Raw genomic sequence first — 25868 nt, 5'->3', positions numbered from 1 at the left:
GGGCCGACCGTGCGAGTGGCATCGGCCGCCGGCTGGCAGCGGCAACGTGCTGCTCTACCTGCATGGCGGGGCCTTCATGATCGGCGGGCCGGAGACCCATCGTGGCATCTGTGCCAGCCTGGCCAAGCGTGCCGGCATCGATGTCTGTGCGCTGGATTATCGACTGGCGCCGGAGCACCCCTATCCGGCCGCACGCGATGACGTGGTGGCGGCCTATCGGGCGCTGCTGGACGCGGGCTACCGGGCCGAGCAGATCGCCATTGGCGGCGACTCGGCCGGCGGCAATCTGAGCCTGGTCGGCAGCCTGCGCATTCGTGAACTGGGCCTGCCGACACCAGCGGCACTGGTGTGCTTTTCCCCGGCCACCGATTTTACCGGCGAGCAGATGCACCAGCCGCCGGCTGGCGATCCGCTGATCCACCCCTGCTGGATCGAGCAGGCCGCCGAGCTGTATTGCCCGGCCGACCTGCCGCGTGATGACCCGGGTCTCTCTCCCGTATTCGCCGACCTCAGCCAGCTACCGCCAACGCTGATCCAGGTCGGTGAGGACGAGCTGCTGCTGAACGACAGCCTGCGTCTGGCCGAGCGCGCCCAGGCCGCCGGCGCCAGCGTGCGCCTGGAGCGCTATCCCGGGCTGTGGCACGTGTTCCAGGCCCATGTCGGCATGCTGCGCGCGGCAGACTATGCCATCGCGCGGGTAGCGGCCTTTCTCCGTGAACGGGGGTTGTGATGGACAACATCCTCATCAGCGGCGCGGCCTCGGGGATCGGCGCGGCCACCGCGCGCCTGTTTCATGCCCGCGGTTGGCGCGTCGGCCTGCTCGACATCGATGCTTCGGCCCTGCGCGCGCTGGCCGACGAGCTCGGCGGCGTCTGGCATGCGCGGCTGGACGTGACCGACGCGCAGGCGGTGCAGGCGGCCCTGGCCGAGTTCTGCGGCCTGCACGACGGCCAGCTGCGCCTGCTGTTCAACGGAGCCGGCATCCTGCGTACCGGTGACTTCGAGTCGATCGAGCTGGAGCAGCACGCGCGGCTGGTGCAGATCAACGTGCTGGGCGTGCTCAATCTCTGCCACGCCGCCTTTCCCTATCTGCGGGTAACCGCTGGCGCGCAGGTGATCAACATGGGGTCGGCGTCGGCCGTCTACGGTGTGCCGCAGCTGGCCAGCTACTCGGCCAGCAAATTTGCCGTGCGCGGCCTGACCGAGGCGTTGGAGCTGGAGTGGCGCCGTCAAGGCATTCGTGTCGGCGACCTGATGCCGCCGTTCGTCAACACGCCGATGGTCGCCAGCCAGGCCGAGCCACCGCCGGTGATGCGCCGCCTCGGCGTGCATCTGCAGGCCGAACAGATCGCCGCAGCCGCCTGGCAGCAGGCGCAGGGCGCTGCGCTACATCGCCCGGTAGGTCTGCAGTTCGGCCTGCTGTATGCCTTGGGACAGGTCACGCCCGGCTGGATCAACAGGCTGCTGATGAACTGGCTGAGCCGGCCGTAGCGGCCTTGCTGGCAATGGCCGCTGGTCGTCGCCTTTGTCACAAAGGCTTTCCAGGCCGGGCGAATTCTCCCGCCAGCGGCTAACCTGCAAGGGACGGTTTTCAGTTCGGCGTTCTGCCGGATAGTCGTCGATGCGCTTGAAGTAGACACATCAAGCATCTGCTTGATTCTCGGGGCGGCGCCTTCGGGGGCCGCGACGCCGCCAGTTTCTGGCGGCCGCAATGGGAAAGCGGTCAATCCATCCATCGCCTGAGAGGAGGTCGTTTATGAGCACAGCCTTCCACGAAGATTCCAGCACCTCGGTGCTGCGCCGGATGAAAGAAGGGGGCTTCGACTTCGCCCAGTTCCACCCGATCGAGTTCTACGCCATCTTCCCCGATGAGGAGCGGGCCCGAATGGCGGCCAGAAATTTTCGCGGCGAGTCGCTCAACGCTCAGGTATCCGCCCGCGAGGACGGGGCCTGGCACCTGCAAATCAGCAAAGTGATGTACGCCACCCATGCCGGTATCGGCGCCTTCGAACATGACCTCGAGTCCATCGTCGTCCCGCTGGGCGGCATTCTGGATGGCTGGGGGGTCACCCAGGAGGTAAAGGCGTCGGTCGCTCGGTAGAGCCTTTCTGCATCGCCCATCGACCGGCCTGCTGGCCGGCCGATGGCGCCAAGCGTCGGCGCATCTCGACTTGCCCGACTGCCTCGCGCAGACTGCGCGGCATGAGCGATGTCCTGATTCTGACCCATATCGATTACTGTCCGCCCGCGCACCTGGCGCAGGTGCTGCAGGCACATGGCTGCCGCTTCGATGTGCTGCGGGCCGATCTCGGCGAGCTGAGTGGCTACGACCTGGAGCGTCCCCGGGCGGTCGCGCTGATGGGCGGGCCAATGAGCGTGAACGACCCCTTGCCCTGGATCGCCGAGGAAGTGGCGGCGCTGCAGCGTTTCATCGCCCGCGACCTTCCCATCATCGGCCATTGCCTGGGTGGTCAGTTGCTCGCCAGGGCTCTGGGGGCCGATGTGCGCCGCATGCCTTATACCGAGGCCGGCTGGCAGCCCATGCAGCGTTGCAGTGGCGCGGCCGCCAGTCCATGGCTGGCGCATTTGCCGGAAGCGTTCAGCATCTTCCAGTGGCACGGCGACACCTTCGCGCTGCCCGAAGGCGCCCAGCCCCTGCTGAGCAGCCGCTGGTGCGACAACCAGGCCTTCGCCTGGGGCGACAAGGTGCTGGCGCTGCAGGGCCATCCGGAGATGACCGAAGAGCTGATCGCGCTCTGGCTAGACGACTGGGCGCATCTGCTCGATGCCAGCCAACCCAGCCAGCAGAGCCTCGCCGAAATGCGCGAGAGGTTGGGCGAGAAGGTCAGGTTACTGAATCAGGTGGCCGAGGGTTTCTACGCGCACTGGCTGAAACTGGCGGGCCTTTGAACCTGGAGAAGGGCGAGGCGCCATCGGCGCCTGGTCGCTGATCAAAGCTCGTCAGGGATCAGCGCCAGCAGATCGGTCACACCCACATCCACACCCGCCTGGGTTAGTAGCGTCGTAGCCTGACCGCGGTGATGCGTCTGGTGGTTGAACAGGTGCATCAGCAGGGCGAAGAAGTGCTTTTGCGCGGCCACACCCTTCATGTTGCGGTAGATCAGTGGCTGATCCAGCTGCTCTTCGCCCATCTCGGCGGCCAGGGCCTCGATGCAACTGTCCAGCAGTTTGCGTAGCGCAGCCAGTTCGCGGATATCTGCCGCCATCGGCTGATCCAGGCGCGTCGGCACTTCCAGCCCTGCGAGCGCTTGCAATGCCTGAAAGTTTGCCGGATGCGCGGTGTAGCGCCCCAGCCAGATACGGTCAGCCACCAGCAGATGGTTGAGCGTGCCGAGGATCGAACCGAAGAACGCGCCACGCTCGGCGCTCAACGCCTCGTCGGACAAGCTGGACGCGGCTGTGTAGAGCCGTTCGTTCATCCAGCTGTTGTAGCGCGCCATCAGGCGGATATGGTCGATTCTCTGCATGGTTACACCTTTCGTTCACGACTCATCAGTGATCATGTCTGCTGCGCCACTCTTCGCTCAGCAGCCCGAAGAGTGCCGAGTCCGACACCTGTCCGTCGATGATCCAACGCTGACGTAGCAATCCTTCCTGGCTGAAGCCCAGGCGCTCCAGAGCACGACCGGAGGCGCTGTTGGTTGGGTCGATTTCAGCCTCGACACGATTCAGCCCCAGAGCTTCGAAACCATGGCGCAGTAGCTCGCCAGCCGCTTCCTGAACGTAACCCTTGCCCCAGGCAGACGACGCAATGCCAAAACCGATCTCCGCACGACGCGACTCCGGCTCATAGTTGAACAGCAGGCATTTGCCGATCAGCTCGGCGCTTTCCCTGTCGACGATGGCCAGGGTCAGGCGTTGGCCATCGTGCATGGCCTGTTGCTCGGCGCGGATGAAATCCTGCGCTACGACTTCTGAGTTCCAGGGTGGCGTGTTCCAGTACTGCATGACCTGCGGATCGGAAAAAATCGCGAACAGCGCCGCCGCATCCGCTGCTTGTAGAGGGCGCAGTACAAGACGTGGCGTCGTCAGAGTGACGGAAAGATCGGGCATCGTATTTCCTCGCGTGCTCAGGTGTTCAAAAGCGCTCGTCGGCGATGGCCGGTAGCACCAGCTCACGCACGTAACTGGCATCGGACAGGCTCAGCAGCGTTCGTACCAGGGCGACGACATCGTGCAACGGGATCAGCTGACCTTCGCCATTTCGCGCCGCCTGCTCAACCGGTGTTTGCAGGCCATCCTGGGTATTGAGGTAGCCCAGTTGCAGGCAGGTGACGGCCAGGCGCTGATCGCGAAAGCCTTCCCGCAGGCTGTCGGCGATGCCCTTGAGGGCAAACTTGCTGGCGCCAAACGTCACCTCCGGGCGCCCGCTCTGCGGTAAGCCCGAGGTCGAGCCGGTGAGAAGCACCTGCGGCTTGGCGGCGCCCAGCATGCGCGGCAGCAGGCGCTTGAGCAGCAGCAGGGTGGCTGCGACGTTGACGTTGATCATCTGGAGAATCTGCGCGTCGCTGTCTTCGAGAAAGCTGTAGCCGTCCTCGAAGGCGCGCGTTTCCCAGATGCCCAGATTGTAGAGAACCGCATCCAGGTGTTGCGGGGCCTGACGTTCGATGACCTCAACGGCTCGTAGCGGCTCGCTCATATCCGCCTCGATCCAGTGAACGTGCTGATCGAGATCGCTGGGGCGGCTACGCGACACGCCGATCAGTTCATTGCCCTCGGACAGACCATCGACCAGCGCGCGTCCCAGCCCCTTGCTGGCGCCTATGACCATGATGCGCATTCGCTTCTCTCCCTGACCGCCTGCCGGCGGATCTCCGTGATTAGGTGACATTGCCTGGTTCGCACAGACAGGCTGGACGCTAGGGTCGCAGAGGGACCGCGTCAACCGCCCGGGTGGTAAGGCGATATGTCAGAGGGGAGGGCGAGCAGCGGATGACTACAGATGAAATCTGTTTGCATGCCTTGGCGCACTGGCAGTGCTTGGCCTGGCGCTCGTTTTCATGGCGAGCCAAGGATGTCGACGCCTTTATGGTCCTGTGCAACACCTTCGACCAGAAAGACCTCGCCGACGCTGTGCTCGGTGCGTAGCGGTCGAATGGCGCGGTAGGCGGCCGACTCGTACCAATCCCTGGCCAACTGCATGGAAGGAAACTCGATCATGATCAGGTCCGCGGACCAGGCACCCTCCAGCGGGACGTAGGGGCCGCCGTGGATGCGGTACACGCCGGAAAAAGGGGCAAGCGTCGCATCGATACGTTGCAGATATTCCCTTATCTCCGGGCCGAATTGCGTCTCTCGAACGATGGCAACGGCATATGCGGTCATGCTCAGGTTCGTCCTGCATCAGTGGATGAGTCGAGGATCAGGCGGCGAGGAGCGCCAGATCATTCACCCGTGACACAGTAGCGGGTGAGGAGGGGCGGTCAAGGGAGCCGGTGGCGAGGCGCGAAGCGGTTCGCTTGTGAAGAGCGCGAGGGGAGATGGGGCAGGGCGCAGCGGCTGAACCGCTGCGCCCTTTGCTTCAGCGGTTGAAGCGCTCGACCAGGGCGTATTGGCCCTGTGCGGTGGTGGTGAGCGCCTCGCTGAGCTTGGCGGTGCTTTTGGCTTCGCCTGCGGTCTGGTCGGCCAGTTGGGCGATGGTGGTGATGTTCTGGTTGATCTCGTCGGCCACGGCGCTCTGCTCTTCGGCCGCGGCCGCGATCTGGTTGGCCATGTCGGCGATGTTGGCCACCGAGTCGCTGATGCCGGCCAGGGCCTGGTCGGCCTTGAGCACTCGCTCCACGCCTTCGTCGGCCTGCTTGCGGCCGATTTCCATGGTCATCACGGCCTCTTCGGCGGTGCGCTGCAGTTTGGCGATCAGGGTGTGGATCTGTTCGGTGGATTCCGCGGTGCGCTGGGCCAGGGAGCGAACCTCGTCGGCCACCACGGCGAAGCCGCGGCCCATTTCGCCGGCACGCGCGGCTTCGATGGCGGCGTTGAGGGCCAGCAGGTTGGTCTGGTCGGCGATGCCCTTGATCACGTCGACCACGCCGCCGATCTCATTGCTGTCCTGGGCCAGGCGGGTGACGGTCTCGCCGGTGTCGCCCACCGATTGCGACAGGCGCTGGATGGCTTCGCGGGTTTCCGCGGCAATGCTGCGCCCTTCGCTGGTCAGACGGTTGGCTTCCTGAGTGGCGATGGCGGTACGGGCGACGTTGCTGGCGACTTCCAGAGTGGTGGCGGCCATCTCGTTGACGGCGGTGGCGACCTGTTCGGTCTCGCTGCGCTGGCGCTCGAGACCGGCCGAGCTGTTGTGCGCCAGCTTGTCGGCTTCACGCGCCTGCTGGGTGAGCTGTTCGGCGGTGTCCTGCAGGCGGGTCAGGCAGGTTTTCAGGCGCGCATCCTGGCTGAGCATGGCCATTTCCAGGCGCGCTTCGGCGCCGCGGCTGTCGGTGTACATCTGCGCGATCAGCGGGTCGGAGGTGGTCTGATCGGCGATGCGCAGTAGGCGCTTGATGCCACGGGTCTGCCAGGCGATGCCGGCCAGGCCCAGAGGAACGGAGAGCAGGGCGGCGAGGATGAACCCCCAGTTGCTGCCGATCCAGTGGCCGATCAGAAAACCGATCTGGCTGACCAGAATGAAGGGCATCCAGGCCTGTACGATGGGCAGCCACTGGTTACTGGCGGGGACGGCCGATTTGCCGGCGTTGACCCGCGCATACAGCGCTTCGGCGCGGCGTACCTGTTCGGCAGTGGGTTTGACCCGTACCGATTCGTAACCGACGACCTGGTTGTTCTCGGTCATCGGGGTGACGTAGGCGTTGACCCAGTAATGGTCGCCATTCTTGCTGCGGTTCTTGACGATGCCCATCCACGGCCGGCCCTTCTTCAGGGTCGTCCACATGTGGTCGAACACCGCTGGCGGCACGTCCGGGTGACGCACGATGTTGTGCGGCGCGCGCAGCAGTTCCTCGCGGGAGAAACCGCTGATCTCGACGAAGGCATCGTTGCAGTAGGTGATCTGGCCCTTGAGGTCGGTGGTGGAAATCAGGCGCTGCTGAGCGGGGAAGGTGCGTTCGCGCTGAGTGACCGGCTGGTTGTTACGCATGGCAGGTATCCGTCGTTGTAATGCCCTGTCATCGGCCGCGAAGCGGCAAAGTTGAGGGCTGAATCCGTTTTGGCGAGTGTAATCGCTTTATGACTGACGTCACATTTCTGTCGTGACATTGGCCATCCGTGACCCGACGGGAAAGCCCTGCCGCCTGGGGCGGCAGGGCTGCTGCATCAGCTGGCGATCATCTGGCGCAGCACGTAGTGCAGAATGCCGCCAGCCTTGAAGTACTCGACCTCGTTGAGGGTGTCGATGCGGCACAGCACTTCGACTTCCTCATGCGCGCCGTCTTCACGGGTGATGATCAGCGTCAGTGGCATCTGCGGGCGCAGTTCCACGCCTTCCAGCCCTTCGATAGCCAGTACTTCCTTGCCGGTCAGTTTGAGGCTGTTGCGGTCGGTGCCGGGCTTGAACTGCAGTGGCAGCACGCCCATGCCCACCAGGTTGGAGCGGTGGATGCGCTCGAAGCTTTCCGCGATCACCGCCTTGACCCCCAGCAGGTTGGTGCCCTTGGCCGCCCAGTCGCGGCTGGAGCCGGTGCCGTATTCCTTGCCGGCGATGATCAGCAGCGGCGTGCCCTCGGCCTGGTAGCGCATGGCCGCGTCATAGATCGCCAGCTTCTCGCCGCTGGGCACGTGCAGGGTGTTGCCGCCTTCCTCGCCGCCGAGCATTTCGTTGCGGATGCGGATATTGGCGAAGGTGCCGCGCATCATCACTTCGTGGTTGCCGCGGCGCGAGCCATAGGAGTTGAAGTCGGCCTTGTCCACGCCATGCTCGCGCAGATAGCGCCCGGCCGGGCTGTCGGCCTTGATGTTGCCGGCCGGCGAGATGTGGTCGGTGGTCACCGAATCGCCGAGCAGGGCGAGGATGCGCGCCTGGCGGATATCGGTGATACGTGGCGGATCGCCAGCGATGTCCTCGAAGAACGGCGGATGCTGGATGTAGGTGGAGTCGCCCTGCCAGGCGTAAGTGTCGGCCTTGGGCACGTCGATGGCCTGCCATTTCTCGTCGCCGGCGAAGACCTCTGCGTATTCCTTGCGGAACATGGCGGTGTCGACCTGGGCGATGGCCTGGGTGATCTCGGCCTGGGTCGGCCAGATGTCCTTGAGGTAGACCGGCTGGCCGTCCTTGCCGGTGCCGAGGGCGTCGCGGGTCAGGTCGAGGCGCACGCTGCCGGCCAGGGCATAGGCCACCACCAGGGGTGGCGAGGCCAGCCAGTTGGTTTTCACCAGCGGGTGCACGCGGCCCTCGAAGTTGCGGTTGCCGGAGAGCACCGAGGCGACGGTCAGGTCGGCCTGGGTGATGGCCTTCTCGATGGGCTCGCGCAGCGGGCCGGAGTTGCCGATGCAGGTGGTGCAGCCGTAGCCCACCAGGTCGAAACCGAGCTTCTCCAGATAGGGCGTCAGGCCGGCGGCATTGAAGTACTCGGTGACCACCTTGGAGCCGGGGGCCAGCGAGCTCTTCACCCAGGGCTGACGCTGCAGGCCTTTTTCCACCGCCTTCTTGGCCAGCAGGCCGGCGGCCATCATCACGCTGGGGTTGGAGGTGTTGGTGCAGGAGGTGATGGCTGCGATCACCACCGCGCCGTCTTTCAGGCGATGGGTATGGCCCTCGTCCTCATAGTCGATTTCGCCGCTCTGCTTGTCGCCGCCGACGGCGGTACCGCCGCCGCCTTCGCTGAGCAGGCGGCCCTCTTCCTTGGCGCTCGGCTTGAGCTGCAGGCCGACGAAGTCGTCGAAGGCCTGGCTGACCTGGCCCAGCGAGACGCGATCCTGCGGGCGCTTGGGTCCGGCCAGGCTGGCTTCGACGCTGCCCAGGTCCAGGCTCAGGCTGTCGGTGAACAGCGGCTCGGCGCCTGGCTCGCGCCACAGGCCCTGGGCCTTGCTGTAGGCCTCGACCAGTTGCACGGTGGCATCCGGGCGGCCGGACAGACGCAGGTAGCCGAGGGTGATCTCGTCCACCGGGAAGAAACCGCAGGTGGCGCCGTATTCCGGGGCCATGTTGGCGATGGTGGCGCGGTCGGCCAGCGGCAGGTCGGCCAGGCCGTCGCCGTAGAACTCGACGAATTTGCCCACCACGCCCTTCTTGCGCAGCATCTGGGTGACGGTGAGCACCAGGTCGGTGGCGGTGATGCCTTCCTTGAGCTTGCCGCTGAGCTTGAAGCCGATGACTTCCGGAATCAGCATCGACACCGGCTGGCCGAGCATGGCCGCTTCCGCCTCGATGCCGCCGACGCCCCAGCCGAGCACGCCGAGACCGTTGATCATGGTGGTGTGTGAGTCGGTGCCGACCAGGGTGTCGGGGAAGGCGAGGGTGACGCCGTCTTCTTCCTTCGTCCACACGGTGCGCGCCAGGTATTCGAGATTGACTTGGTGACAGATGCCGGTGCCCGGCGGCACCACGCTGAAGTTGTCGAAGGCGTGCTGGCCCCAGCGCAGGAAGGCGTAGCGCTCGCCGTTGCGCTGCATTTCCAGTTCGACGTTGTCGTGGAAGGCGCTGGAGGAGGCGTAGCGGTCGACCATCACCGAGTGGTCGATGACCAGATCCACCGGCGACAGCGGGTTGATGCGCTGCGGGTCGCCGCCGGCCTTGGCCATGGCGTCGCGCATGGCGGCCAGGTCGACCACCGCCGGCACGCCGGTGAAGTCCTGCATCAGCACGCGCGCGGGGCGGTACTGGATCTCGCGGTCGGAGGCGCGCTGGTCGAGCCAGTCGACCATGGCCTGCAGGTCCTGCGGCTGTACGGTCTTGCCGTCTTCGTTGCGCAGCAGGTTTTCCAACAGCACCTTGAGCGACTTGGGCAGGCGGTCGATGTTGCCGAGGCGCTGGGCGGCTTCGGGCAGGCTGAAGTAGTGGTAGGTGGCGTCGCCGACTTTCAGTTCGCGGCGGCAGTTCAGGCTATCGAGGGAGGGCATTGCACATCTCCTTGGGCCCGCACGGTTCGGGCTGTGTCTGATGGCGGCAGACCTTCAAGCTAGTTCGGCTTGGGCGGTCTGGCTAGCGCATATCCTTTCGGTTGCTATGCGCTGCCTGTCTGTTGCGACGAGGCGGGGCGGCCAGCTTGCCGGTCCGTAGCTGCAGACAGCGCATAAGTAGCTGGACAGGTTTACCGGCTCGGGGTTCCGGTCTCGGGTATCATGCGCGCCTCAAGGAGACCCGTTGATGAATATCCTGTTTCTGCATTGCCGCCCCGGTTTCGAGGGGGAGGTTTGCGCCGAGATCACCGACCTTGCGGCGCGTCTGGATGTGCCGGGCTACTCCAGGGCCAAGCCCGGTAGCGCGTGCGCCGAGTTCGTCTGCAGCGAAGCGGCCGATGGCGAACGCATGATGCGCAGTGTGCGCTTCAACAGCCTGATTTTCCCCAGGCAATGGGCACGCGGTGGTTTCGTAATGTTGCCGGAGAGCGATCGCATCAGTGTGCTGCTCGAGGCTCTGGCCGACTATCCGGTGTGCGGCAGCCTGTGGCTGGAAGTGGTGGATACCAACGACGGCAAGGAGCTCTCGACCTTCTGCAAGAAGTTCGAGGCGCCGCTGCGCAAGGCGCTGCTCAAGGCCGGCAAGCTGGTGGACGACGCCAGGAAGCCGCGCCTGCTGCTGACCTTCAAGAGCGGCCGCGAGGTGTTCGCCGGCATCGCCGAGGCGGACAACCAGGCGATGTGGCCCATGGGCATTCCACGTCTGAAGTTTCCCCGCGAGGCGCCAAGCCGTTCCACGCTTAAGCTGGAGGAGGCCTGGCACCATTTCATTCCGCGCGAGCAGTGGGATCAGCGCCTGGCGCCGGGCATGACCGCCGTCGACCTGGGCGCGGCCCCCGGTGGCTGGACCTGGCAGCTGGTCAATCGGGAGATTCGCGTCACCGCCGTGGACAACGGGCCGATGGCCGAAAGCCTGATGTATTCCGGCTTCGTCGTGCACCAGCGCGCCGATGGCTTTACCTTCCGCCCGCGCCATCCGGTGCACTGGATGGTCTGCGACATCGTCGAGAAGCCGGCGCGCACGGCGGCGATGATCGAGACCTGGCTGGGTGAAGGGCTGTGCCGCGAGGCGGTGGTCAACCTGAAGCTGCCGATGAAGCAGCGTTACGCCGAAGTGCGGCGCCTGCTCGATCGCATCGAGTCGGGGCTGGCGGAGCGGGGGCTGAAGGTCAGCATTGGCTGCAAGCAGCTGTATCACGACCGTGAGGAGGTGACCTGCCATCTGCGCCGTCACGGCAAATGATGATGTGAACCGGACGCGGGCCGGTCAGGCCCGGCCCGGACTCCCGCGTCGCCCCGGGCTCCACCCGAAGCTGGCGTGCGTGCCATCCATGACCCGCCAGAGCGCAGGCACTTTGCCGCAGTCGGCAGGCATGCGCTGCCCATCCAAGGTTGTGCGCGCAGGGTGACCTGGAGGTCAGCTTTGCGCGACAATGCGCGCCTGCCTGTGGAGCCTCCTATGTCCGAAGCCCTGACCCTCAACCACGATGACCTGCTCGACGCCAGCGGCCTGAATTGCCCCGAGCCGGTGATGATGCTGCACAACAAGGTGCGCGACCTGTCGCCGGGCGGCTTGCTCAAGGTGATCGCCACCGACCCCTCGACCCGCCGTGACATTCCCAAGTTCTGCGTGTTTCTCGGCCACGAGCTGCTCGGTCAGGCCGAGGAAGACGGTACCTATCTGTACTGGATTCGCAAGAAGGCCGATTAGGCTGGGGTTGAACGTGCGGCCCCTTAAGGCTCCACGTCGCGTTCCGCGCTATTCCATCCCGCCTGTCCCGGCGCCAGACCGCAACTGTTCAGGAGCTTCTGCCAGGCCCTGACGTGACGCGCCGTGGCCGCGCGGAAATCCTGCCATAACGAATCCTGCTCGCCAGCCAGCCGCTGCAGATGTTCGCCGGTAGCTGGCGGAATGCCTTCTAGACGCTGCAGTTGCAGCAGCACCGCCTGCCATTGCTGGCCGCGCTGGTCGACCTGTGCCAGATAAGGCTGCAGGCCGCCGGCGTAGAACTTGATGAAGATGTTCTGCAGGATGCGCCCGCGCGGGGTCGCCTGGCCCAGTGGGCAAAGCGGGCGATTTTGTTGGCGTTGCTCGAGCATTTCGCTGCCGGCGTCGAGCGTGTGGCGCAGGCTGGCCAGGCTGGTGATCAACTGGCTGCCCTGTTCGCTGGCATAGAGGGCGAAGAACAGTGGTTCCAACTCCCCGGCGCTCGGTGGTAGCTGTGCCGGTATGCCGGCGCCGATGCTGGCCAGCCGCTGCAATGCGTCCAGTGCCGCGCTGTCTTCCTGGCTGTCGACCGGCAATGCCTGGTCGGCAAAGCGCAGGTAGTTCTCGAACTCCGGGCTGCCGTTCAGGGCATTCCAGAACACCGCTGGCAGTTGCTGGCGCTTGTCGCTGGCCAGGCGCTGCAGAGTGGCCTTGAGGCTGGAGTCGTCCTGCAGATGCGGCAGGCAGTCATCGATGGCGCGCAGCAGGTCGCCTTCGTAGCCCAGGCGCTGGCTGGGCATCAGCTGCTTGCCCAGGCTGCTGTTGCGCTGGCTGATCAACTGCTGCAGATGCGGACAGCGCCGCGCATCGATGACCAGATCGAGCAGGCCGATGCGCAGTTCCGGCAATGCCAGCAGGCGCTCGCGGCGTGGCGGTAAACGAAATTGGCTGGCGCTGCGGCTGTCGAAAGTGGGTACGTCGGCCGCATCGAGCGAGCGCTGCAGACGTGCGAGGTAATCGTTCTGCAGGGCCAGGCCGTCATTGGCCGGGCCGCAGCCAGCGATCAGAAGGAAGCAGAGGAGCAGGGCAGGTCGGATCATCTGCTCAGTCTAGAGAGGATGCCCGACCTATCCAATCTCAACCGGCCCGGCGAATGCGCTTGCGCGCGCTGCGTGCCAGGCGCACGGTGAGCATCGCTGCGGCGCAGGTCAGGCCCACCACCAAACCTTGCCACAGGCCGCTGGGGCCGCTCGGCTCGCCCAGCCAGTCGGACAGCCCGAGCGCATAGCCCACCGGCAGACCGATGCCCCAGTAGGCGAACAGGGTCAGCAGCATGGTGATGCGGGTGTCCTGGTAGCCGCGCAGGGCGCCGGCGGCGGTGACCTGGATGGCGTCGGAGAACTGGAACAGGGCCGAGTACACGATCAACGTCGCTGCCACCGTGATTACCGCCTGGTCCGGGGTATAGATCTGCGCGATCTGCTCGCGCAGCAGGAGCATCAGGCTGGCCGATATGCAGGCATAACCCAGTGCCACGCCCATGCTCACCCCGGCGGCGAAGCGCGCCTCGCGCGGCTGGCCGCGGCCCAGTGCCTGGCCGACGCGCACCGTCGCGGCCATGGCCAGCGAGTAGGGAATCATGAACACCATGGAACTGAAGTTCAGGGCGATCTGATGCCCGGCGACCACGGTGGCGCCGAGGCCGCCGATCAGCAGGGCGATCACCGAGAAGATGCTCGATTCGGCGAATACCGCGATGCCGATCGGTACGCCAATGCTCAGCAGGCGCTTGATCACCGGCCACTGTGGCCACTCGAAATGGGTGAACAACGCGCTGGCACGGTAGTAGGGCGCCCACTTCACCCAGACCAGCATGCCGATCAGCATGAAGCCCATCACCAACGCCGTTGCCCAGCCGCAGCCGACACCGCCCATGGCCGGCAGGCCGAACTTGCCGTAGATGAAGATGTAGTTGGCCGGAATGTTGAGCAACAGGCCGAGGATGCCCAGCACCATGGCCGGACGGGTATGGCCGAGGCCATCGCTGAAGCAGCGCAGCACGTGATACAGCGCCACCGCCGGGAAGCCGCAGGCCACGGCGCGCAGGTAGCCCATGGCCGGGGTGATCAGCGCCGGGTCGACGTTCATGATGCGCAGGATGAACTCGGCGTTCCACAGCAGCGTCGCCGCGCCGCCGCCCACGGTCAGAGCCAGCCACAGGGCCTGACGCACCAGCGGGCCGATGTCTGCCTCTTCGCCGGCACCGAAGCGCTGCGCCACCTTGGGGGTGGTGGCCAGCAGGATGCCGGTCATCAGCAGGAACACCGGTACCCAGATCGAGTTGCCCAACGCCACGGCGGCCAGGTCCTGCGGGCTGACGCGCCCGGCCATCAGCGTATCGACGAAGCCCATGGCGGTATGCGCCAGCTGGGCGATGATGATGGGCGTGGCCAGGATGAGCAGGCTGCGCAGTTCCGTGCGCACGCGGCCAAGGCGAGTGTCGGTGGACATTTCGATTCTTCGGGAAGGCAGAAAACCGCGTAGTCTACGCCTTGACGTATCGGTCAGGAAAGCACGATCTGCCGCTCTGCCTGGCGGCTCACGGGGCGACGCTGGCGCTCGTGCTGGCTTAGAATGGCCGCCTGTTCGATGGAGCCCGCCATGCACATAGTCGCCGACGAAAACATTCCCCTGCTCGATGAGTTCTTCGCCGCGTTCGGCAGCATCCGCCGTCTGCCGGGGCGGGGCATCAGCGCAGCTGACGTGCGCGACGCCGATCTCTTGCTGGTGCGTTCGGTGACTCAGGTGAACCGGGCATTGCTCGAAAGCAGCCGCGTGCGTTTCGTCGGCACCTGCACCATTGGCACCGATCACCTGGATCTCGATTACTTCGCCGAGGCCGGCATCGCCTGGAGCAGCGCGCCGGGCTGCAACGCCCGGGGCGTGGTGGATTACGTGCTGGGCAGCGTGCTGACCCTGGCCGAGCGCGAGGGCGTCGACCCGGCTGCGCGCGTCTATGGCGTGGTCGGCGCAGGGCAGGTCGGCGGGCGTCTGGTCCATCTGCTGCGCGGCCTTGGCTGGCAGGTGCGGGTGTGCGACCCGCCACGGCAGGCCGCCGAGGGCGGCGATTTCGTCAGCCTGGAGCGGATCATCGAAGAATGCGACGTGATCAGCCTGCACACGCCGCTGGACGCCTCGACGCGCCATCTGTTCGATGCGACTCGCCTGGCGGCATTGCAGCCGGGCGCCTGGCTGATCAATGCCAGTCGTGGCGCCGTGGTGGACAACGCCGCGCTGCGCACGTTACTGCCGCAGCGCCCCGACCTGAAAGCGGTGCTGGACGTCTGGGAAGGCGAGCCGCAGGCCGATGTCGAACTGGCCGCCCTGTGCCAGTTGGCCACACCGCATATCGCCGGTTACAGCCTGGACGGCAAGCTGCGCGGCACCGCGCAGATCTACCAGGCCTGCTGCCGCGTGCTGGGCGTTGCCGAACAGGTGAGTCTGGACGATCTGCTGCCGGCCCCTTGGCTCAGCGAGATGAACATCGACGGCCGCGCGGACCCGGCCTGGGTCCTGGCCAGTCTGTGCCGCGCGGTATACGACCCACGCCGCGACGATGCGGATTTCCGCCGTAGCCTGGTCGGCGACGCCGACGCCCGTCGTGCGGCGTTCGACCGCTTGCGCAAGCACTACCCGATGCGCCGCGAGATCGATGGCTTGCGCGTACGAATCCAGGGCGATGCGCCACAGTTGGCAGCGCTGGTCCGGGCGTTGGGCGCCAAACTGCTGGACTGACCCTACCGCGGCTGTCATTGCTCCTACCTAGGAAGGCCTAACCCAATACTCAAGTAGCATGGGGCGCGGGCCGCTCGCTTCGTAGAATTTCCCCATATCCAGCAGGTGTATTGGGGCGTCTTATGGCCTTGGAACAGTCGGAGGGCGTGCTCAGCGCCGTTTCCAGCACGAAGGACGTGGAACAGGCCGCCCAGGAGCTGGCGCGCCAGCTGATCCATCCTTATCTCGGCTTCGTGCTGTTCTTCTGCTCGGCCGAGTACGACCTCGAAGCCCTCGGCCGGGCCCTGGAGCAGCATTTCGGCGGCGTCAGCCTGGTTGGCTGTACCAGCGCCGGCGAGATCACCCCGCAGGGCTACGGCCGCGGCTGCGTGGTGGCGCTGGGCTTCGACCTGCGCTGCTTCTCCATCGCCAGCGCGCTGATCGACGAGATGGAGCGCTTTAACCTGCTCGATGCGCAGCAGCTGGTGGATGGCCTGGTGCGCGACTGTCGCAGCAACGAGCTGGCCTCGATCAAGGGTCACAGCTTCGCCCTGACCCTGCTCGACGGCCTGTCCAGCCGCGAGGAGCTGGTGCTCGGCGCGCTCAGCGCGGCGCTGGGCAGCATCCCGCATTTCGGCGGTTCGGCCGGCGACGACAACCACCTGACCCACACCCACGTCTACCACGGCGGGCGCTTTCACAGCGGCGCGGCGGTGGTGGTGCTGTTCAATACCTGGCTCGACTTCGAGGTCTTCAGCACTCACCACATCCAGCCCAGCGGCGAGAAACTGGTGGTGACCCGCGCCGACAGCTCCAGCCGCCGCGTCTACGAGCTCAACGCCGCGCCGGCCGCGCAGGAATACGCCGAGCTGATCGGCGTGCCGCTCGATGCCCTGGACCACCGGGTGTTCGCCGCCTATCCGCTGGCGGTGCGCATCAGCGATCACTACTACGTGCGCTCGATCCAGCAGGTGCACGACGACCTCAGCCTGAGCTTCTACTGCGCGGTGGAGAACGGCATCGTTCTCACCGCGATGCGTCCCGGGCCGCTGCTGCCGAATCTCGCGCAGCTGTTCGCCGGCCTCGAGCAGCGCCTCGGTCCGTTGCTGCTGACCATCGGCTGCGACTGTTTCCTGCGCCGCCTGGAGATCGAGAACGACGGCGGCAGCCTGCCGGTGTCGGCCTTCCTGCGTCAGCAGCGGGTGATCGGCTTCAATTCCTACGGGGAGCAGTTCAATGGCATGCACATCAACCAGACCTTCACCGGAGTCGCCATTGGCCGCCCTGGTCGCGGCTGATGGCGCCGAGCTGCAGGCGCGCCTGGCCGCGCTGGAAGGCGAGAACGCCAAGCTCAAGCGGATCAACGCCGCGCTGATCGAGCGGGTGGAGTCGATCCACTCGCGTGGTGACGATGCCTACGCCGCCTTCCAGCACTCGGTGGTACTGGCCGAGCAGGTGCGCGAGCGCACCGACGCGCTGAACCAGGCGATGGCCGAACTGAAATCCAGCAACCAGCTGCTCAGTGATGCGCGGCTGCGTGCCGAGACCGCCCACCAGCACCTGATCGACGCCATCGAGAGCATCTCCGACGCCTTCGTGCTGTTCGACGATCGCCAGCGCATCGTCCTGTTCAACAGCCGCTTCAAGGCGCTGTGGGCGCGCAGCAGGGCGCGCATCGGCACCGGTACGCGCCTGGAGGAGATCAGGCGCCTGAGTCGCAGCACCGGCCTGGTGGTGGAGGCGCAGCTGGGCAAGGAGGGCGAGCCGAGCCTGTTCCGCCTGCAGGATGGGCGCTGGGTGCAGGTCAGCGAGCGGCCGACCAGTGAGGGTGGGCTGGTGATCCTTTACACCGACATCACCGAGGTCAAGCAGAGCGAAGCACTGCGCCGTGAGCAGGCGCTGGCGCAGAAATCGCGGCTGCTGCAGCGTGCGGTGGACAACCTGTCCCAGGGCATGGCCATGGTCAACGCCGAGGGCGCACTGGAGCTGTGGAACCACCGCTTCCTCGAACTCTGCGGCCTGGCGCCGATCAGCGCGCATCGGCCCTTCGCCGAGGTGATGGCCGAAAGCGAGCTGGAGCCGCTGACCCCGGCCAGCCGCGACATCGCCGGCAAGCCGCTACGCCAGGTGGAGGTGCGCCTGTTCGACGGGCGCATGCTCGAAGTGCGTACGCATCCGCTGCCCACCGGCGGCTTCGTCAACACCTTCACCGACATCACCGAGCGCCATCGCCAGGCCCAGGCGCTGAGCGACAGCGAGCGCTGGATCCGCCTGATCACCGACCATGTGCCGGCGCTGATCGCCTACCTGTCGGCCGATCTGGTCTACGAGTTCACCAACAAGGTCTACGAGGAGTGGTACTGCTGGCCGCGTGGCGCCATGCTCGGCCAGAGCCTGCGCGAGGTGCACAGCGAGGAGCACTGCCGGCGTCTGGAGCCCTACGTCGAGCGGGCGCTGTCCGGCGAAAGCGTGACCTTCGAGTTCGCCGAGACCAACCACAGCGGCCAGGAGCGCTACATGCTGCGTTCCTACGTGCCCAACCGCCAGGCCAGCGGCGAGGTGGTCGGCATCTTCGTGCTGATCCGCGATATCACCGAGCGCCGGCGCACCGCCGAGGCGCTGCACCAGGCCTACCAGCATCTGGAGCAGCGCGTGCGCGAGCGCACCGCCGAGCTGACCACGGTCAACGAGCAGCTGCGCCGCGAGATCGACGAGCGCACGCAGATGGAGGCGCGCCTGCGCGAGGCCAAGGGCGAGGCGGAGCAGGCCAACCTGTCCAAGACCAAGTTCCTCGCCGCCGTCAGCCACGATCTGCTGCAGCCGCTCAACGCCGCGCGGCTGTTCACCAGCGCGCTGCTGGAGAAGAAGGACCTGTCCGGCTGCGCGCCGCTGGTGCGCAACGTCAGCAACTCGCTGGAGGACGTCGAGAGCCTGCTCGGCACCCTGGTGGACATCTCCAAGCTCGACGCCGGGGTGATCAAGCCGGATATCGCGCCGTTCGCCGTCAGCGAGCTGCTGGAGAACCTTGCCGCCGAGTACCACCAGATCGCTGGTAGCGAAGGCCTGCGCCTGGACTACCTGCCCAGCTCGGCGCTGGTACGCAGCGACGTGCAGCTGCTGGCGCGGATCCTGCGCAACTTCTTGAGCAACGCCATTCGCTACACCGCCAGCGGGCGCATTCTGCTGGGCTGTCGGCGGCGCGGCCACAGCCTGTCCATCGAGGTCTGGGACACCGGCATCGGCATCGCCCAGGACAAGCTGGTGGAGATTTTCCAGGAGTTCAAACGCGGCGATAACGTGCAGCGCAAGCAGGATCGCGGCCTCGGCCTGGGTCTGGCCATCGTCGACAAGATCGCGCGCATGCTCGGCCACCGCATTCGTGTGGCGTCGCAGCCGGGCAGGGGCTCGATGTTCGCCGTGGAGGTGCCGCTGACCCGTCGCGCGCCCAGAGCGCGGGCGCTGCAGGACAGCCCGGATCAGTTGCTCGAACGCCTTGCCGGTGCGCGGGTATGGGTGCTGGACAACGACGCGGCGATCTGCGCCGGCATGCGCACCCTGCTCGAAGGCTGGGGCTGCCGCGTGGTCACGGCATTGAGCGAAGAAGACCTGGCGCGACAGGTGGACAACTACCACGCCGAGGCCGACCTGCTGATCGCCGACTATCACCTCGACGACGAGCGCAATGGCGTCGATGCCGTGGCGCAGATCAACGCCCGACGCAGCGCGCCGCTGCCGGCGCTGATGATCACCGCCAACTACAGCAACGAACTCAAGCTGCAGATGCGCGAGCTGGGCCACAGCCTGCTGCACAAGCCGGTGCGGCCGATGAAGCTGAAGACGGCGATGAGCCACCTGATGGAGCGTGGGGCGGGGTGTGAAACCAGCTCCTCTGCGGGTGCATAAAGAAAAGGCGACCCGAAGGTCGCCTTTTCTTTGTGTGGACGATCAGCCCAGGCGGCGCAGCGCCTCGATGCGGTCTTCCAGGGGCGGGTGGGTCATCAGCAGGCCGGCCAGGCCGTTCTTCAGGCCACCGTTGATGCCGAAGGCAGTCAGGCTGTCGGGCATCTGCACCGGCACGCCCTGTTCGGCGCGCAGGCGCTGCAGCGCGGCGATCATCGCGCCGGTGCCGGCCAGGCGGGCGCCGGCTTCGTCGGCCTTGAACTCGCGTTTGCGCGAGAACCACATGACGATAATGCTGGCCAGGATGCCCAGCACCAGCTCGGCGAAGATGGTGGCGATGAAGTAGCCGATGCCGTGGCCGTCCTCGTTCTTGAAGATGGCCTTGTCGACGAAACTGCCGAAGATGCGGGCGAAGAACATCACGAAGGTGTTCACCACGCCCTGGATCAGCGCCAGGGTGACCATGTCGCCGTTGGCCACGTGGCCGATTTCGTGGGCCAGTACCGCGCGCACCTCATCCGGCGAGAAGCGCTCCAGCAGCCCCTGGCTGACGGCTACCAGTGCGTCGTTCTTGTTCCAGCCGGTGGCGAAGGCATTGGACTCGTAAGCCGGGAAAATGCCCACTTCCGGCATCTTGATACCGGCCTCGCGCGACAGCTCCTCGACGGTCTGCAGCAGCCACTGCTCATGGCGGGTGCGCGGCTGGGTGATGATCTGGGTGCCGGTGCTCATCTTCGCCATCCACTTGGAGATGAACAGCGAAACCAGCGAGCCGGCGAAACCGAACACGGCGCAGAAGATCAGCAGGCTGCCATGGTTCTGGCCGGTGAAGCGATCGACCCCCAGCAGTTTGAGGGTGATGCTGGCGATGATCAGCACCGCCAGGTTGGTGGCCAGGAACAACATAATGCGCATCATGGTGTGAACGGACTCCTCAAGGGAAAGACGTACGAGTAATGCGGGCTATATAAGGGCGCGCCCCTGGGGGTTTCAACCAGCGACTATTTCAAACTATGTCCCCTGGAACAGACAGGCTGCTTTCGAACAGCAGGCGGGTCAGGCGAGCGGTGCGTTCGCCGTGCTGCTGGGCCAGCGCCTCGCGCAGCTGGAAGGCCAGCGTGGCGTGGACGCGGCGCACGCTCGGCGGCAGTACTTCGCCTTCGCGCAGGGCATGGGGAATGGCCCGTGACAGGCGCAGAAAACCCTTTTCGGTCAGCACGGCCTGATCCAGCGCGTCATAGGCGATGGTCGATTCGAAACGCAGATAGCCTTCCTCGGCCAGCCACAGCAGGGCGCCGAGGCAGGCCTGGTGGCGCTTGCTGGGCAGGCCGAATTCGTCGGGCTCCTCGCGGCCGATCAGGTCTTCCACGTACAAGGCCATCTTGCGCGGGAAGGCCTGGTAAAGCATCAGAAGGCCGCTGGCCGCATCCTTGTAGAAGTCGTCGATCTGCAGGTCCATATAGGCTTACTGGCTGTAGCCCTTGAGGAAGTTGCCGATGCGGCCGATGGCCTGCTCCAGGTCGTCGACGCGGGGCAGGGTGACCACGCGGAAGTGATCCGGCCACGGCCAGTTGAAGGCGGTGCCCTGGACGATCAGCAGTTTCTCCGACAGCAGCAGGTCGAGGACGAACTTCTCGTCGTTGTGGATCGGGCAGACCTTCGGGTCGATCCGCGGAAAGGCGTACAGCGCGCCCATGGGCTTGACGCAGCTCACTCCGGGGATGTCGTTGAGCAGCTCCCAGGCGCGGTTGCGCTGCTCCAGCAGGCGGCCGTTGGGCAGTACCAGGTCGTTGATGCTCTGGTAGCCGCCCAGCGCGGTCTGGATCGCGTGCTGGCTCGGCACGTTGGCGCACAGGCGCATGTTGGCCAGGATATCCAGGCCTTCGATGTAGCTCTGCGCCTTGTGTTTGGGCCCGGAAATGGCCACCCAGCCGGAACGGAAGCCGGCCACGCGGTAGCTCTTGGACAGGCCGTTGAAGGTCAGGCAGAGCACGTCCGGCGCCAGCGAGGCGGTGCTGATGTGCACGGCTTCGTCGTAGAGGATCTTGTCGTAGATCTCGTCGGAGAAGATCACCAGGTTGTGCTGGCGCGCCAGTTCGACGATGTCCTGCAGTACTTCCTTGGAATACACCGCCCCAGTGGGGTTGTTCGGGTTGATCAGTACCAGCGCCTTGGTGTTCGGCGTGATCTTGGCGCGCATGTCGGCGATGTCGGGGAACCAGCCGGCCTGCTCGTCGCACAGGTAGTGCACCGGCTTGCCGCCGGACAACGCCACGGCAGCGGTCCACAGCGGATAGTCGGGCGCCGGGATGAGCACCTCGTCACCGTTGTTGAGCAGCGCCTGCATGGCCATGACGATCAGTTCGGACACGCCGTTGCCGAGGTAGATATCCTCGATGGTGACGCCTTCGACCTGCTTCTGCTGGTAGTACTGCATCACCGCCTTGCGCGCGCTGAACAGCCCCTTGGAGTCACTGTAACCCTGGGCGGTAGGCAGGTTGCGGATTACGTCCTGAAGAATTTCTTCCGGTGCCTCGAAACCGAACGGCGCCGGATTGCCGATGTTCAGCTTGAGGATGCGATGGCCTTCCTCCTCCAGACGCTTGGCGTGCTTGAGCACCGGCCCGCGAATGTCGTAGCAGACGTTGGCGAGCTTGTTCGATTTGCTGACCTGCATGTAAGGAATCCCGAGCTAAGGAAAACCCACTGAAGCACGCTGCAAAATTCTCCCGACGGGGAATCTTGGCAGCCCGTAACGTGGGTGACAGACTGGGGTCGAATCATACGTGGCGACCTGGGCGCGGCAAAGGTGCCAGCCCTGCTTTTTTCTGGCCTGCCACGCGCCGCACACTCATGCCGCGGCCCGGAAACTTCTCAGTCGAGGCTTCCGCGGTCGAATGCGCGAAACCCCGTGCTGCCCACTACCGAGGAGGAAACCCGCTCGTGGACAAAGTCGACAAGTCGTTGGACACCTGGCGTGAAGAGCTGACCGACGAGCAGTTCCATGTCTGTCGCCTGGGAGGGACGGAGCGACCATTCACCGGTGCCTACCACGACAGCAAGACCCCAGGCATCTACCACTGCGCCTGCTGTGGCGAAGCCCTGTTCGATTCGGACGCCAAGTACGATTCCGGCAGCGGCTGGCCAAGCTATTTCCAGCCGATCAACGACGAGGTGATCGCCAGCCTCGACGATTACAGCCATGGCATGCATCGCATCGAGGTCAAATGCGCCAAGTGCGATGCCCATCTGGGGCACGTGTTCCCGGATGGCCCGCGGCCAACCGGGCTGCGTTACTGCATCAATTCGCTGTCGCTGAAACTTGTGCCGCGAGATTGATCAGGACGCGCCAGGCGCCTTGCGTGCCTGGCGCCCAAGGTTCAGCCCTGCTGATGCGCGCGCTGGCGGCTTTCTTCCAGGGCGTTGCAGGCCTGCTGGATCATGTCTTCGGTAATCGGCACTTCGCGGCCCTGGCCATCGATGATAAAACCGCCCACCGGCATCTGCGGCTGCTTGACCGGGGTGTTGGGGCGTTGGGCGACATTGTCTTGCAAGCTCATGGCCTGTCTCCTCATCAGTGATGCGCGCCAGTCTAGGGGGGCTAGATGAAGGCGCGGTGACAACAAGAAACCTGCTCAAAGTCTGCTGCGCGTCGGCCATGCTGCGTTGAAATCGGGCTCAGAATGCTCATTTACAATTCGTAAACTGCGCTTCTTCGCCCGCTTTCGCCTTGCCTGGCTCTAGCTCGCGATACTTTAAACAGATTCCATGACGGCGGAACTCCGTCACAAAACACATTGCGAAAGTCGTATTGCAGGCTGCGTGCCAGCCTGTGTGAAACGAGGATTACATGGCGCGTTTTCATATCGGTCTGATCATCAATCCGCTGGCCGGGCTGGGTGGCCCAGCTGCCTTCAAGGGCAGCGACGGCATGGCCGAGCAGGCGTTGGCCCTGGGCGTCGAGGCAAAAGCCGCGCAGCGCACACGCACTGCCCTGGAACAGCTGCTGGCTCTGCGCGAGCGCATCGAATTCGTCGGCTACCCGGGGGCGATGGGTGGCGAGCTATTGGCGCAGATGGGCTTCGAGCATCGTTTGCTGGGTGAGTTGGGTGAGGGCGCGACCACCGCCGAAGATACCCGCCGTGCGGTGCGGCAACTGCAGGACGCCGGTGTGGCGTTGATTCTGTTCGCTGGCGGTGACGGCACGGCACGCGACGTGTGCGCCGTGGTCAGGGAAGGGCAGCCGGTTCTGGGCATTCCGGCCGGGGTGAAGATCCAGTCCGGCGTCTATGCCATCAGCCCGCGGGCGGCGGGCGAGCTCACCGCGCGCCTGGTCGAGGGCGGCCTGGTGCGTCTGGCCAGCGGCGAGGTGCGCGACATCGACGAGGCGGCCCTGCGCGAAGGCCGCGTGACCGCGCGCTGGTACGGCGAGCTGTGCGTGCCGCAGGAGGGCGGCTACGTGCAGGCGGTCAAGCAGGGTGGAATGGAGTCCGAAGAGCTGGTGCTGGCCGATCTGGCCGCCTGGCTGGAGGGCGATTGGGAGCCGGGCGTTCGCTACGTGTTCGGTCCCGGCTCGACTTTGCACGGCCTGGCGCAGAATCTGGGGCTGGAGACCACCTTGCTCGGTGTCGACGTGATCGAGGACGGCCAGGTGATCGCTCGCGACGTCAATGAAGCCGAGCTGTTCGCTCTCGTCGATGGGCATCCGACTTACCTGCTGGTCACCGCCATTGGCGGCCAGGGGCATATCATCGGCCGCGGCAATCAGCAGATCAGCCCGCGGGTGTTGCGCGCCGTCGGCCTGGAGCGCCTGCGGGTGGTGGCGACCAAGCGCAAGCTGGCGACGCTGGAAGGGCGGCCGCTGCTGGTGGACAGTGGCGACGTGACGCTGGACGATGCCTTTCCCGATGCCGTGCGGGTCTGGGCAGGTTACAAGGAAGAGTTGCTGTATCCCTTGGCTCGATAGGAGATCGCAATGCGGATGCTGGTTGTACTGCTGGCCTGGGCGCTGGCCCTGGCTGCGCAGGCCATCGAGGCTGACAGGCTGGTGCTGGATGCGCGCAAGCAGGTCGGCGTGACCCTGAGCTATGACCCGGCCTACCGCCAGTTGAGCTATCCGGGCGGCGACGTGCCCATGGCCACCGGTGTGTGCACCGACGTGGTGATCCGCGCGCTGCGCCAGCAGGGGCTGGACCTGCAGGAGGCGGTGCATCGCGACATGCGCGGCAATTTTGCCCTTTACCCCAGAAACTGGGGCCTGAGCCGGCCGGACAGCAATATCGACCACCGTCGTGTGCCCAATCTGATGACCTGGTTCAAGCGTCAGGGCTGGTCGCTGCCGATCAGTCAGGACCCTGCGGCTTACCAGGCCGGCGATATCGTCACCTGGGATCTGGGACGCGGCCTGACTCATATCGGCATCGTCAGCGATCGCCGGGCGTCAGATGGTGCGCCGCTGATCCTGCATAACATCGGCCGCGGCACGCAGGAGGAAGACATCCTCTTCGCCTACCGCATCACTGGGCACTATCGCCCGCTCACCCAGCAGGCGAGTGCCAGTCAATGACTGAAGCCAGGTTGCCGCCCGGTCTCGCGGCTGGCGAGCGCGTCGTGCTGTTCGACGGCGTCTGCAAACTGTGCAACGGCTGGGCGAAGTTTCTTATCCGCCATGACCCTGCGCGGCAGTTTCGCCTGGCGTCCGTGCAGTCCGCCCAGGGCCAGGCATTGCTGGCCTGGTATGGGCTGCCGACCGATCGTTTCGACACCATGGCGCTGATCGACGAGGCGGGGCTGCATGTGCGCTCCACGGCGCTGCTGCGCATTCTCTCGCGCTTGCCGCAACCCTGGCGTGCGCTGCGATTGCTGCGCCTGCTGCCCCGGCCGCTGCGGGATTGGTGTTATGACCGCATTGCGCTGAATCGCTATCGCCTGTTCGGCCGGCATGCCGTCTGCCTGCTGCCCACGGCCGACCACGCCGAGCGCTTTCTGCATGACTGAACGCCGGCTGGCGCAGATCGCCTGGCTCGCCCGGCTGGCATTGGCGGCGGTATTCGTCTGGCATGGTCTGGCGCCGAAGATTCTCTGGCTGAGCCCTGACGAGGTGGCGATGATCGGTGCGCACGGCTTGCCCGATCACGCGTTGTTCGCGCCGGAGCTGATCGCTCGTATCGGCGGCGTTGCCGAGGTATTGCTAGGCATTGCGCTGCTGACCATTCGCCGCCAGCGCTGGCCGTTGCTGGTGGCCGCTGCGGTCTTGCTGGTGCTGCTGCTTGATGTTGCGCTACTGAGCCCCCATCTGTTGATTCAGGCGTTCAATCCGCTGTCCACCAACCTGGCGGCGCTAGCCCTCTGCGCGGTGGCCTGGCTGGCCGAAGCGCCTGCCACCGCCAACTCCTGAGGC

The 25868-nt window shown here is 65.5% G+C and carries 25 protein-coding genes and 1 pseudogene; 14 read left to right on the top strand and 12 right to left on the bottom strand.

The features are described 5' to 3' along the window. The 4 genes from N7333_RS06655 to N7333_RS06640 form a co-directional block, all read left to right on the top strand. Positions 1-730: alpha/beta hydrolase (locus N7333_RS06655; protein ID WP_279858603.1), on the top strand; the 730-nt coding region annotated here is incomplete at its 5' end. Beyond that, positions 730-1491, top strand: coding sequence for an SDR family oxidoreductase (locus N7333_RS06650; protein WP_129483419.1), 762 nt, complete (start codon positions 730-732; stop codon positions 1489-1491). The genes N7333_RS06655 and N7333_RS06650, both read left to right, overlap by 1 nt. Positions 1492-1756: 265 nt before the next feature. Beyond that, a complete protein-coding gene (locus N7333_RS06645; protein WP_003240918.1) occupies positions 1757-2101 on the top strand; it encodes a ribonuclease E inhibitor RraB in 345 nt (114 codons plus the stop codon). A gap of 101 nt (positions 2102-2202) precedes the next feature. After that, on the top strand, positions 2203-2910 hold the full coding sequence (locus N7333_RS06640) for a type 1 glutamine amidotransferase (RefSeq protein WP_129483420.1): 708 nt from the start codon (positions 2203-2205) through the stop codon (positions 2908-2910). Positions 2911-2951: 41 nt separating this feature from the next. Here N7333_RS06640 and N7333_RS06635 read toward each other — a convergent pair whose 3' ends face one another. From N7333_RS06635 to acnA, 6 genes are all read right to left on the bottom strand, one after another. Next, positions 2952-3488, bottom strand: a complete 537-nt coding sequence (locus tag N7333_RS06635; RefSeq protein ID WP_129483421.1) for a DinB family protein — start codon at positions 3486-3488, stop codon at positions 2952-2954. 25 nt (positions 3489-3513) lie between these two features. Further along, positions 3514-4074, bottom strand: a complete 561-nt coding sequence (locus N7333_RS06630) for a GNAT family protein (protein WP_129483422.1) — start codon at positions 4072-4074, stop codon at positions 3514-3516. 25 nt (positions 4075-4099) lie between these two features. Beyond that, positions 4100-4801, bottom strand: a complete 702-nt coding sequence (locus tag N7333_RS06625; protein ID WP_003240910.1) for an SDR family oxidoreductase — start codon at positions 4799-4801, stop codon at positions 4100-4102. Positions 4802-5019: 218 nt separating this feature from the next. Then, complete coding sequence (locus N7333_RS06620; protein ID WP_129483423.1) at positions 5020-5346, bottom strand: DUF1330 domain-containing protein; 327 nt, start codon at positions 5344-5346, stop codon at positions 5020-5022. Positions 5347-5542: 196 nt separating this feature from the next. Further along, the gene (locus N7333_RS06615) at positions 5543-7108 is read right to left on the bottom strand and encodes a PAS domain-containing methyl-accepting chemotaxis protein (RefSeq protein ID WP_003240907.1); all 1566 of its coding nucleotides are present in this window, start codon (positions 7106-7108) and stop codon (positions 5543-5545) included. Between the two features lie 176 nt (positions 7109-7284). Next, entirely contained in the window at positions 7285-10026 is a 2742-nt protein-coding gene (acnA, locus tag N7333_RS06610; RefSeq protein ID WP_129483424.1) for an aconitate hydratase AcnA, read from the bottom strand. Between the two features lie 247 nt (positions 10027-10273). Here acnA and rlmM point away from each other — a divergent pair, with 247 nt between their 5' ends. Further along, on the top strand, positions 10274-11329 hold the full coding sequence (gene rlmM / locus N7333_RS06605; protein WP_129483425.1) for a 23S rRNA (cytidine(2498)-2'-O)-methyltransferase RlmM: 1056 nt from the start codon (positions 10274-10276) through the stop codon (positions 11327-11329). Positions 11330-11557: 228 nt separating this feature from the next. Further along, entirely contained in the window at positions 11558-11797 is a 240-nt protein-coding gene (gene tusA, locus N7333_RS06600) for a sulfurtransferase TusA (RefSeq protein WP_024307805.1), read from the top strand. A 23-nt stretch (positions 11798-11820) separates the two neighbouring features. On the opposite strand, the gene N7333_RS06595 is transcribed toward tusA, so the two are convergent. Both N7333_RS06595 and N7333_RS06590 read right to left on the bottom strand, forming a co-directional pair. Next, on the bottom strand, positions 11821-12894 hold the full coding sequence (locus tag N7333_RS06595) for a DUF3080 domain-containing protein (RefSeq protein ID WP_129483426.1): 1074 nt from the start codon (positions 12892-12894) through the stop codon (positions 11821-11823). A 37-nt stretch (positions 12895-12931) separates the two neighbouring features. Further along, positions 12932-14305: an MATE family efflux transporter gene (locus N7333_RS06590; RefSeq protein WP_129483427.1), complete on the bottom strand. Its 1374-nt coding sequence runs from the start codon at positions 14303-14305 to the stop codon at positions 12932-12934. A 150-nt stretch (positions 14306-14455) separates the two neighbouring features. Between N7333_RS06590 and pdxB the strand changes: the two genes are divergently transcribed. The 3 genes from pdxB (at position 14456) to nahK (ending at position 19471) form a co-directional block, all read left to right on the top strand. Continuing rightward, entirely contained in the window at positions 14456-15589 is a 1134-nt protein-coding gene (gene pdxB, locus N7333_RS06585; protein ID WP_129483428.1) for a 4-phosphoerythronate dehydrogenase PdxB, read from the top strand. 122 nt (positions 15590-15711) lie between these two features. After that, complete coding sequence (gene nosP, locus N7333_RS06580) at positions 15712-16866, top strand: nitric oxide-sensing protein NosP (RefSeq protein ID WP_129483429.1); 1155 nt, start codon at positions 15712-15714, stop codon at positions 16864-16866. Next, complete coding sequence (nahK, locus tag N7333_RS06575; RefSeq protein ID WP_279858602.1) at positions 16805-19471, top strand: hybrid sensor histidine kinase/response regulator NahK/ErcS'; 2667 nt, start codon at positions 16805-16807, stop codon at positions 19469-19471. The genes nosP and nahK overlap by 62 nt, the downstream gene beginning before the upstream one ends. Before the next feature lie 42 nt (positions 19472-19513). On the opposite strand, the gene htpX is transcribed toward nahK, so the two are convergent. From htpX to N7333_RS06560, 3 genes are all read right to left on the bottom strand, one after another. Continuing rightward, on the bottom strand, positions 19514-20386 hold the full coding sequence (htpX, locus tag N7333_RS06570; RefSeq protein WP_003240885.1) for a protease HtpX: 873 nt from the start codon (positions 20384-20386) through the stop codon (positions 19514-19516). An 88-nt stretch (positions 20387-20474) separates the two neighbouring features. Continuing rightward, entirely contained in the window at positions 20475-20927 is a 453-nt protein-coding gene (locus N7333_RS06565; protein ID WP_003240883.1) for a hypothetical protein, read from the bottom strand. A gap of 6 nt (positions 20928-20933) precedes the next feature. Beyond that, positions 20934-22145, bottom strand: coding sequence for a pyridoxal phosphate-dependent aminotransferase (locus N7333_RS06560; RefSeq protein WP_003240881.1), 1212 nt, complete (start codon positions 22143-22145; stop codon positions 20934-20936). Positions 22146-22411: 266 nt separating this feature from the next. Here N7333_RS06560 and msrB point away from each other — a divergent pair, with 266 nt between their 5' ends. Beyond that, positions 22412-22807 (top strand): peptide-methionine (R)-S-oxide reductase MsrB, encoded by a 396-nt coding sequence (msrB, locus tag N7333_RS06555; protein ID WP_003240879.1) that lies wholly within the window; start codon positions 22412-22414, stop codon positions 22805-22807. Between the two features lie 41 nt (positions 22808-22848). Here msrB and N7333_RS06550 read toward each other — a convergent pair whose 3' ends face one another. Then, positions 22849-23028: a PA1571 family protein gene (locus tag N7333_RS06550; protein WP_012018807.1), complete on the bottom strand. Its 180-nt coding sequence runs from the start codon at positions 23026-23028 to the stop codon at positions 22849-22851. Between the two features lie 290 nt (positions 23029-23318). Between N7333_RS06550 and N7333_RS06545 the strand changes: the two are divergent. The 4 genes and pseudogenes from N7333_RS06545 (at position 23319) to N7333_RS06530 (ending at position 25865) form a co-directional block, all read left to right on the top strand. Then, a pseudogene (locus tag N7333_RS06545) lies at positions 23319-24508 on the top strand (ATP-NAD kinase family protein). Next, positions 24444-25034, top strand: coding sequence for a DUF1287 domain-containing protein (locus N7333_RS06540; protein WP_129483432.1), 591 nt, complete (start codon positions 24444-24446; stop codon positions 25032-25034). Before N7333_RS06545 ends, N7333_RS06540 begins: the two are co-directional and overlap by 65 nt. Then, positions 25031-25465, top strand: a complete 435-nt coding sequence (locus N7333_RS06535; RefSeq protein WP_129483433.1) for a thiol-disulfide oxidoreductase DCC family protein — start codon at positions 25031-25033, stop codon at positions 25463-25465. The genes N7333_RS06540 and N7333_RS06535 overlap by 4 nt, the downstream gene beginning before the upstream one ends. Further along, a complete protein-coding gene (locus N7333_RS06530) occupies positions 25458-25865 on the top strand; it encodes a DoxX-like family protein (RefSeq protein ID WP_012018803.1) in 408 nt (135 codons plus the stop codon). The genes N7333_RS06535 and N7333_RS06530 overlap by 8 nt, the downstream gene beginning before the upstream one ends. Positions 25866-25868 lie beyond the last annotated feature (3 nt).

The sequence above is a fragment of the Pseudomonas sp. GD04158 genome, from assembly GCF_029834875.1.
Taxonomy (GTDB): Bacteria; Pseudomonadota; Gammaproteobacteria; order Pseudomonadales; family Pseudomonadaceae; genus Aquipseudomonas; species Aquipseudomonas hydrolytica.
This window is presented reverse-complemented; position numbering and strand designations above follow the sequence as displayed.

Bases quoted from the DNA above. Each gene is read 5' to 3' on its own strand.
- N7333_RS06550 (WP_012018807.1), bottom strand. From the start codon at position 23,028: ATGAGCTTGCAAGACAATGTCGCCCAACGCCCCAACACCCCGGTCAAG.
- N7333_RS06635 (WP_129483421.1), bottom strand. From the start codon at position 3,488: ATGCAGAGAATCGACCATATCCGCCTGATGGCGCGCTACAACAGCTGG.
- N7333_RS06620 (WP_129483423.1), bottom strand. From the start codon at position 5,346: ATGACCGCATATGCCGTTGCCATCGTTCGAGAGACGCAATTCGGCCCG.
- N7333_RS06640 (WP_129483420.1), top strand. From the start codon at position 2,203: ATGAGCGATGTCCTGATTCTGACCCATATCGATTACTGTCCGCCCGCG.
- acnA (WP_129483424.1), bottom strand. From the start codon at position 10,026: ATGCCCTCCCTCGATAGCCTGAACTGCCGCCGCGAACTGAAAGTCGGC.
- N7333_RS06590 (WP_129483427.1), bottom strand. From the start codon at position 14,305: ATGTCCACCGACACTCGCCTTGGCCGCGTGCGCACGGAACTGCGCAGC.
- N7333_RS06625 (WP_003240910.1), bottom strand. From the start codon at position 4,801: ATGCGCATCATGGTCATAGGCGCCAGCAAGGGGCTGGGACGCGCGCTG.
- N7333_RS06535 (WP_129483433.1), top strand. From the start codon at position 25,031: ATGACTGAAGCCAGGTTGCCGCCCGGTCTCGCGGCTGGCGAGCGCGTC.
- N7333_RS06565 (WP_003240883.1), bottom strand. From the start codon at position 20,927: ATGGACCTGCAGATCGACGACTTCTACAAGGATGCGGCCAGCGGCCTT.
- nahK (WP_279858602.1), top strand. From the start codon at position 16,805: ATGGCATGCACATCAACCAGACCTTCACCGGAGTCGCCATTGGCCGCC.
- N7333_RS06595 (WP_129483426.1), bottom strand. From the start codon at position 12,894: ATGATCCGACCTGCCCTGCTCCTCTGCTTCCTTCTGATCGCTGGCTGC.
- N7333_RS06650 (WP_129483419.1), top strand. From the start codon at position 730: ATGGACAACATCCTCATCAGCGGCGCGGCCTCGGGGATCGGCGCGGCC.
- N7333_RS06615 (WP_003240907.1), bottom strand. From the start codon at position 7,108: ATGCGTAACAACCAGCCGGTCACTCAGCGCGAACGCACCTTCCCCGCT.
- nosP (WP_129483429.1), top strand. From the start codon at position 15,712: ATGGCCTTGGAACAGTCGGAGGGCGTGCTCAGCGCCGTTTCCAGCACG.
- N7333_RS06630 (WP_129483422.1), bottom strand. From the start codon at position 4,074: ATGCCCGATCTTTCCGTCACTCTGACGACGCCACGTCTTGTACTGCGC.
- N7333_RS06560 (WP_003240881.1), bottom strand. From the start codon at position 22,145: ATGCAGGTCAGCAAATCGAACAAGCTCGCCAACGTCTGCTACGACATT.
- N7333_RS06645 (WP_003240918.1), top strand. From the start codon at position 1,757: ATGAGCACAGCCTTCCACGAAGATTCCAGCACCTCGGTGCTGCGCCGG.
- rlmM (WP_129483425.1), top strand. From the start codon at position 10,274: ATGAATATCCTGTTTCTGCATTGCCGCCCCGGTTTCGAGGGGGAGGTT.
- htpX (WP_003240885.1), bottom strand. From the start codon at position 20,386: ATGATGCGCATTATGTTGTTCCTGGCCACCAACCTGGCGGTGCTGATC.
- N7333_RS06540 (WP_129483432.1), top strand. From the start codon at position 24,444: ATGCGGATGCTGGTTGTACTGCTGGCCTGGGCGCTGGCCCTGGCTGCG.
- pdxB (WP_129483428.1), top strand. From the start codon at position 14,456: ATGCACATAGTCGCCGACGAAAACATTCCCCTGCTCGATGAGTTCTTC.
- N7333_RS06530 (WP_012018803.1), top strand. From the start codon at position 25,458: ATGACTGAACGCCGGCTGGCGCAGATCGCCTGGCTCGCCCGGCTGGCA.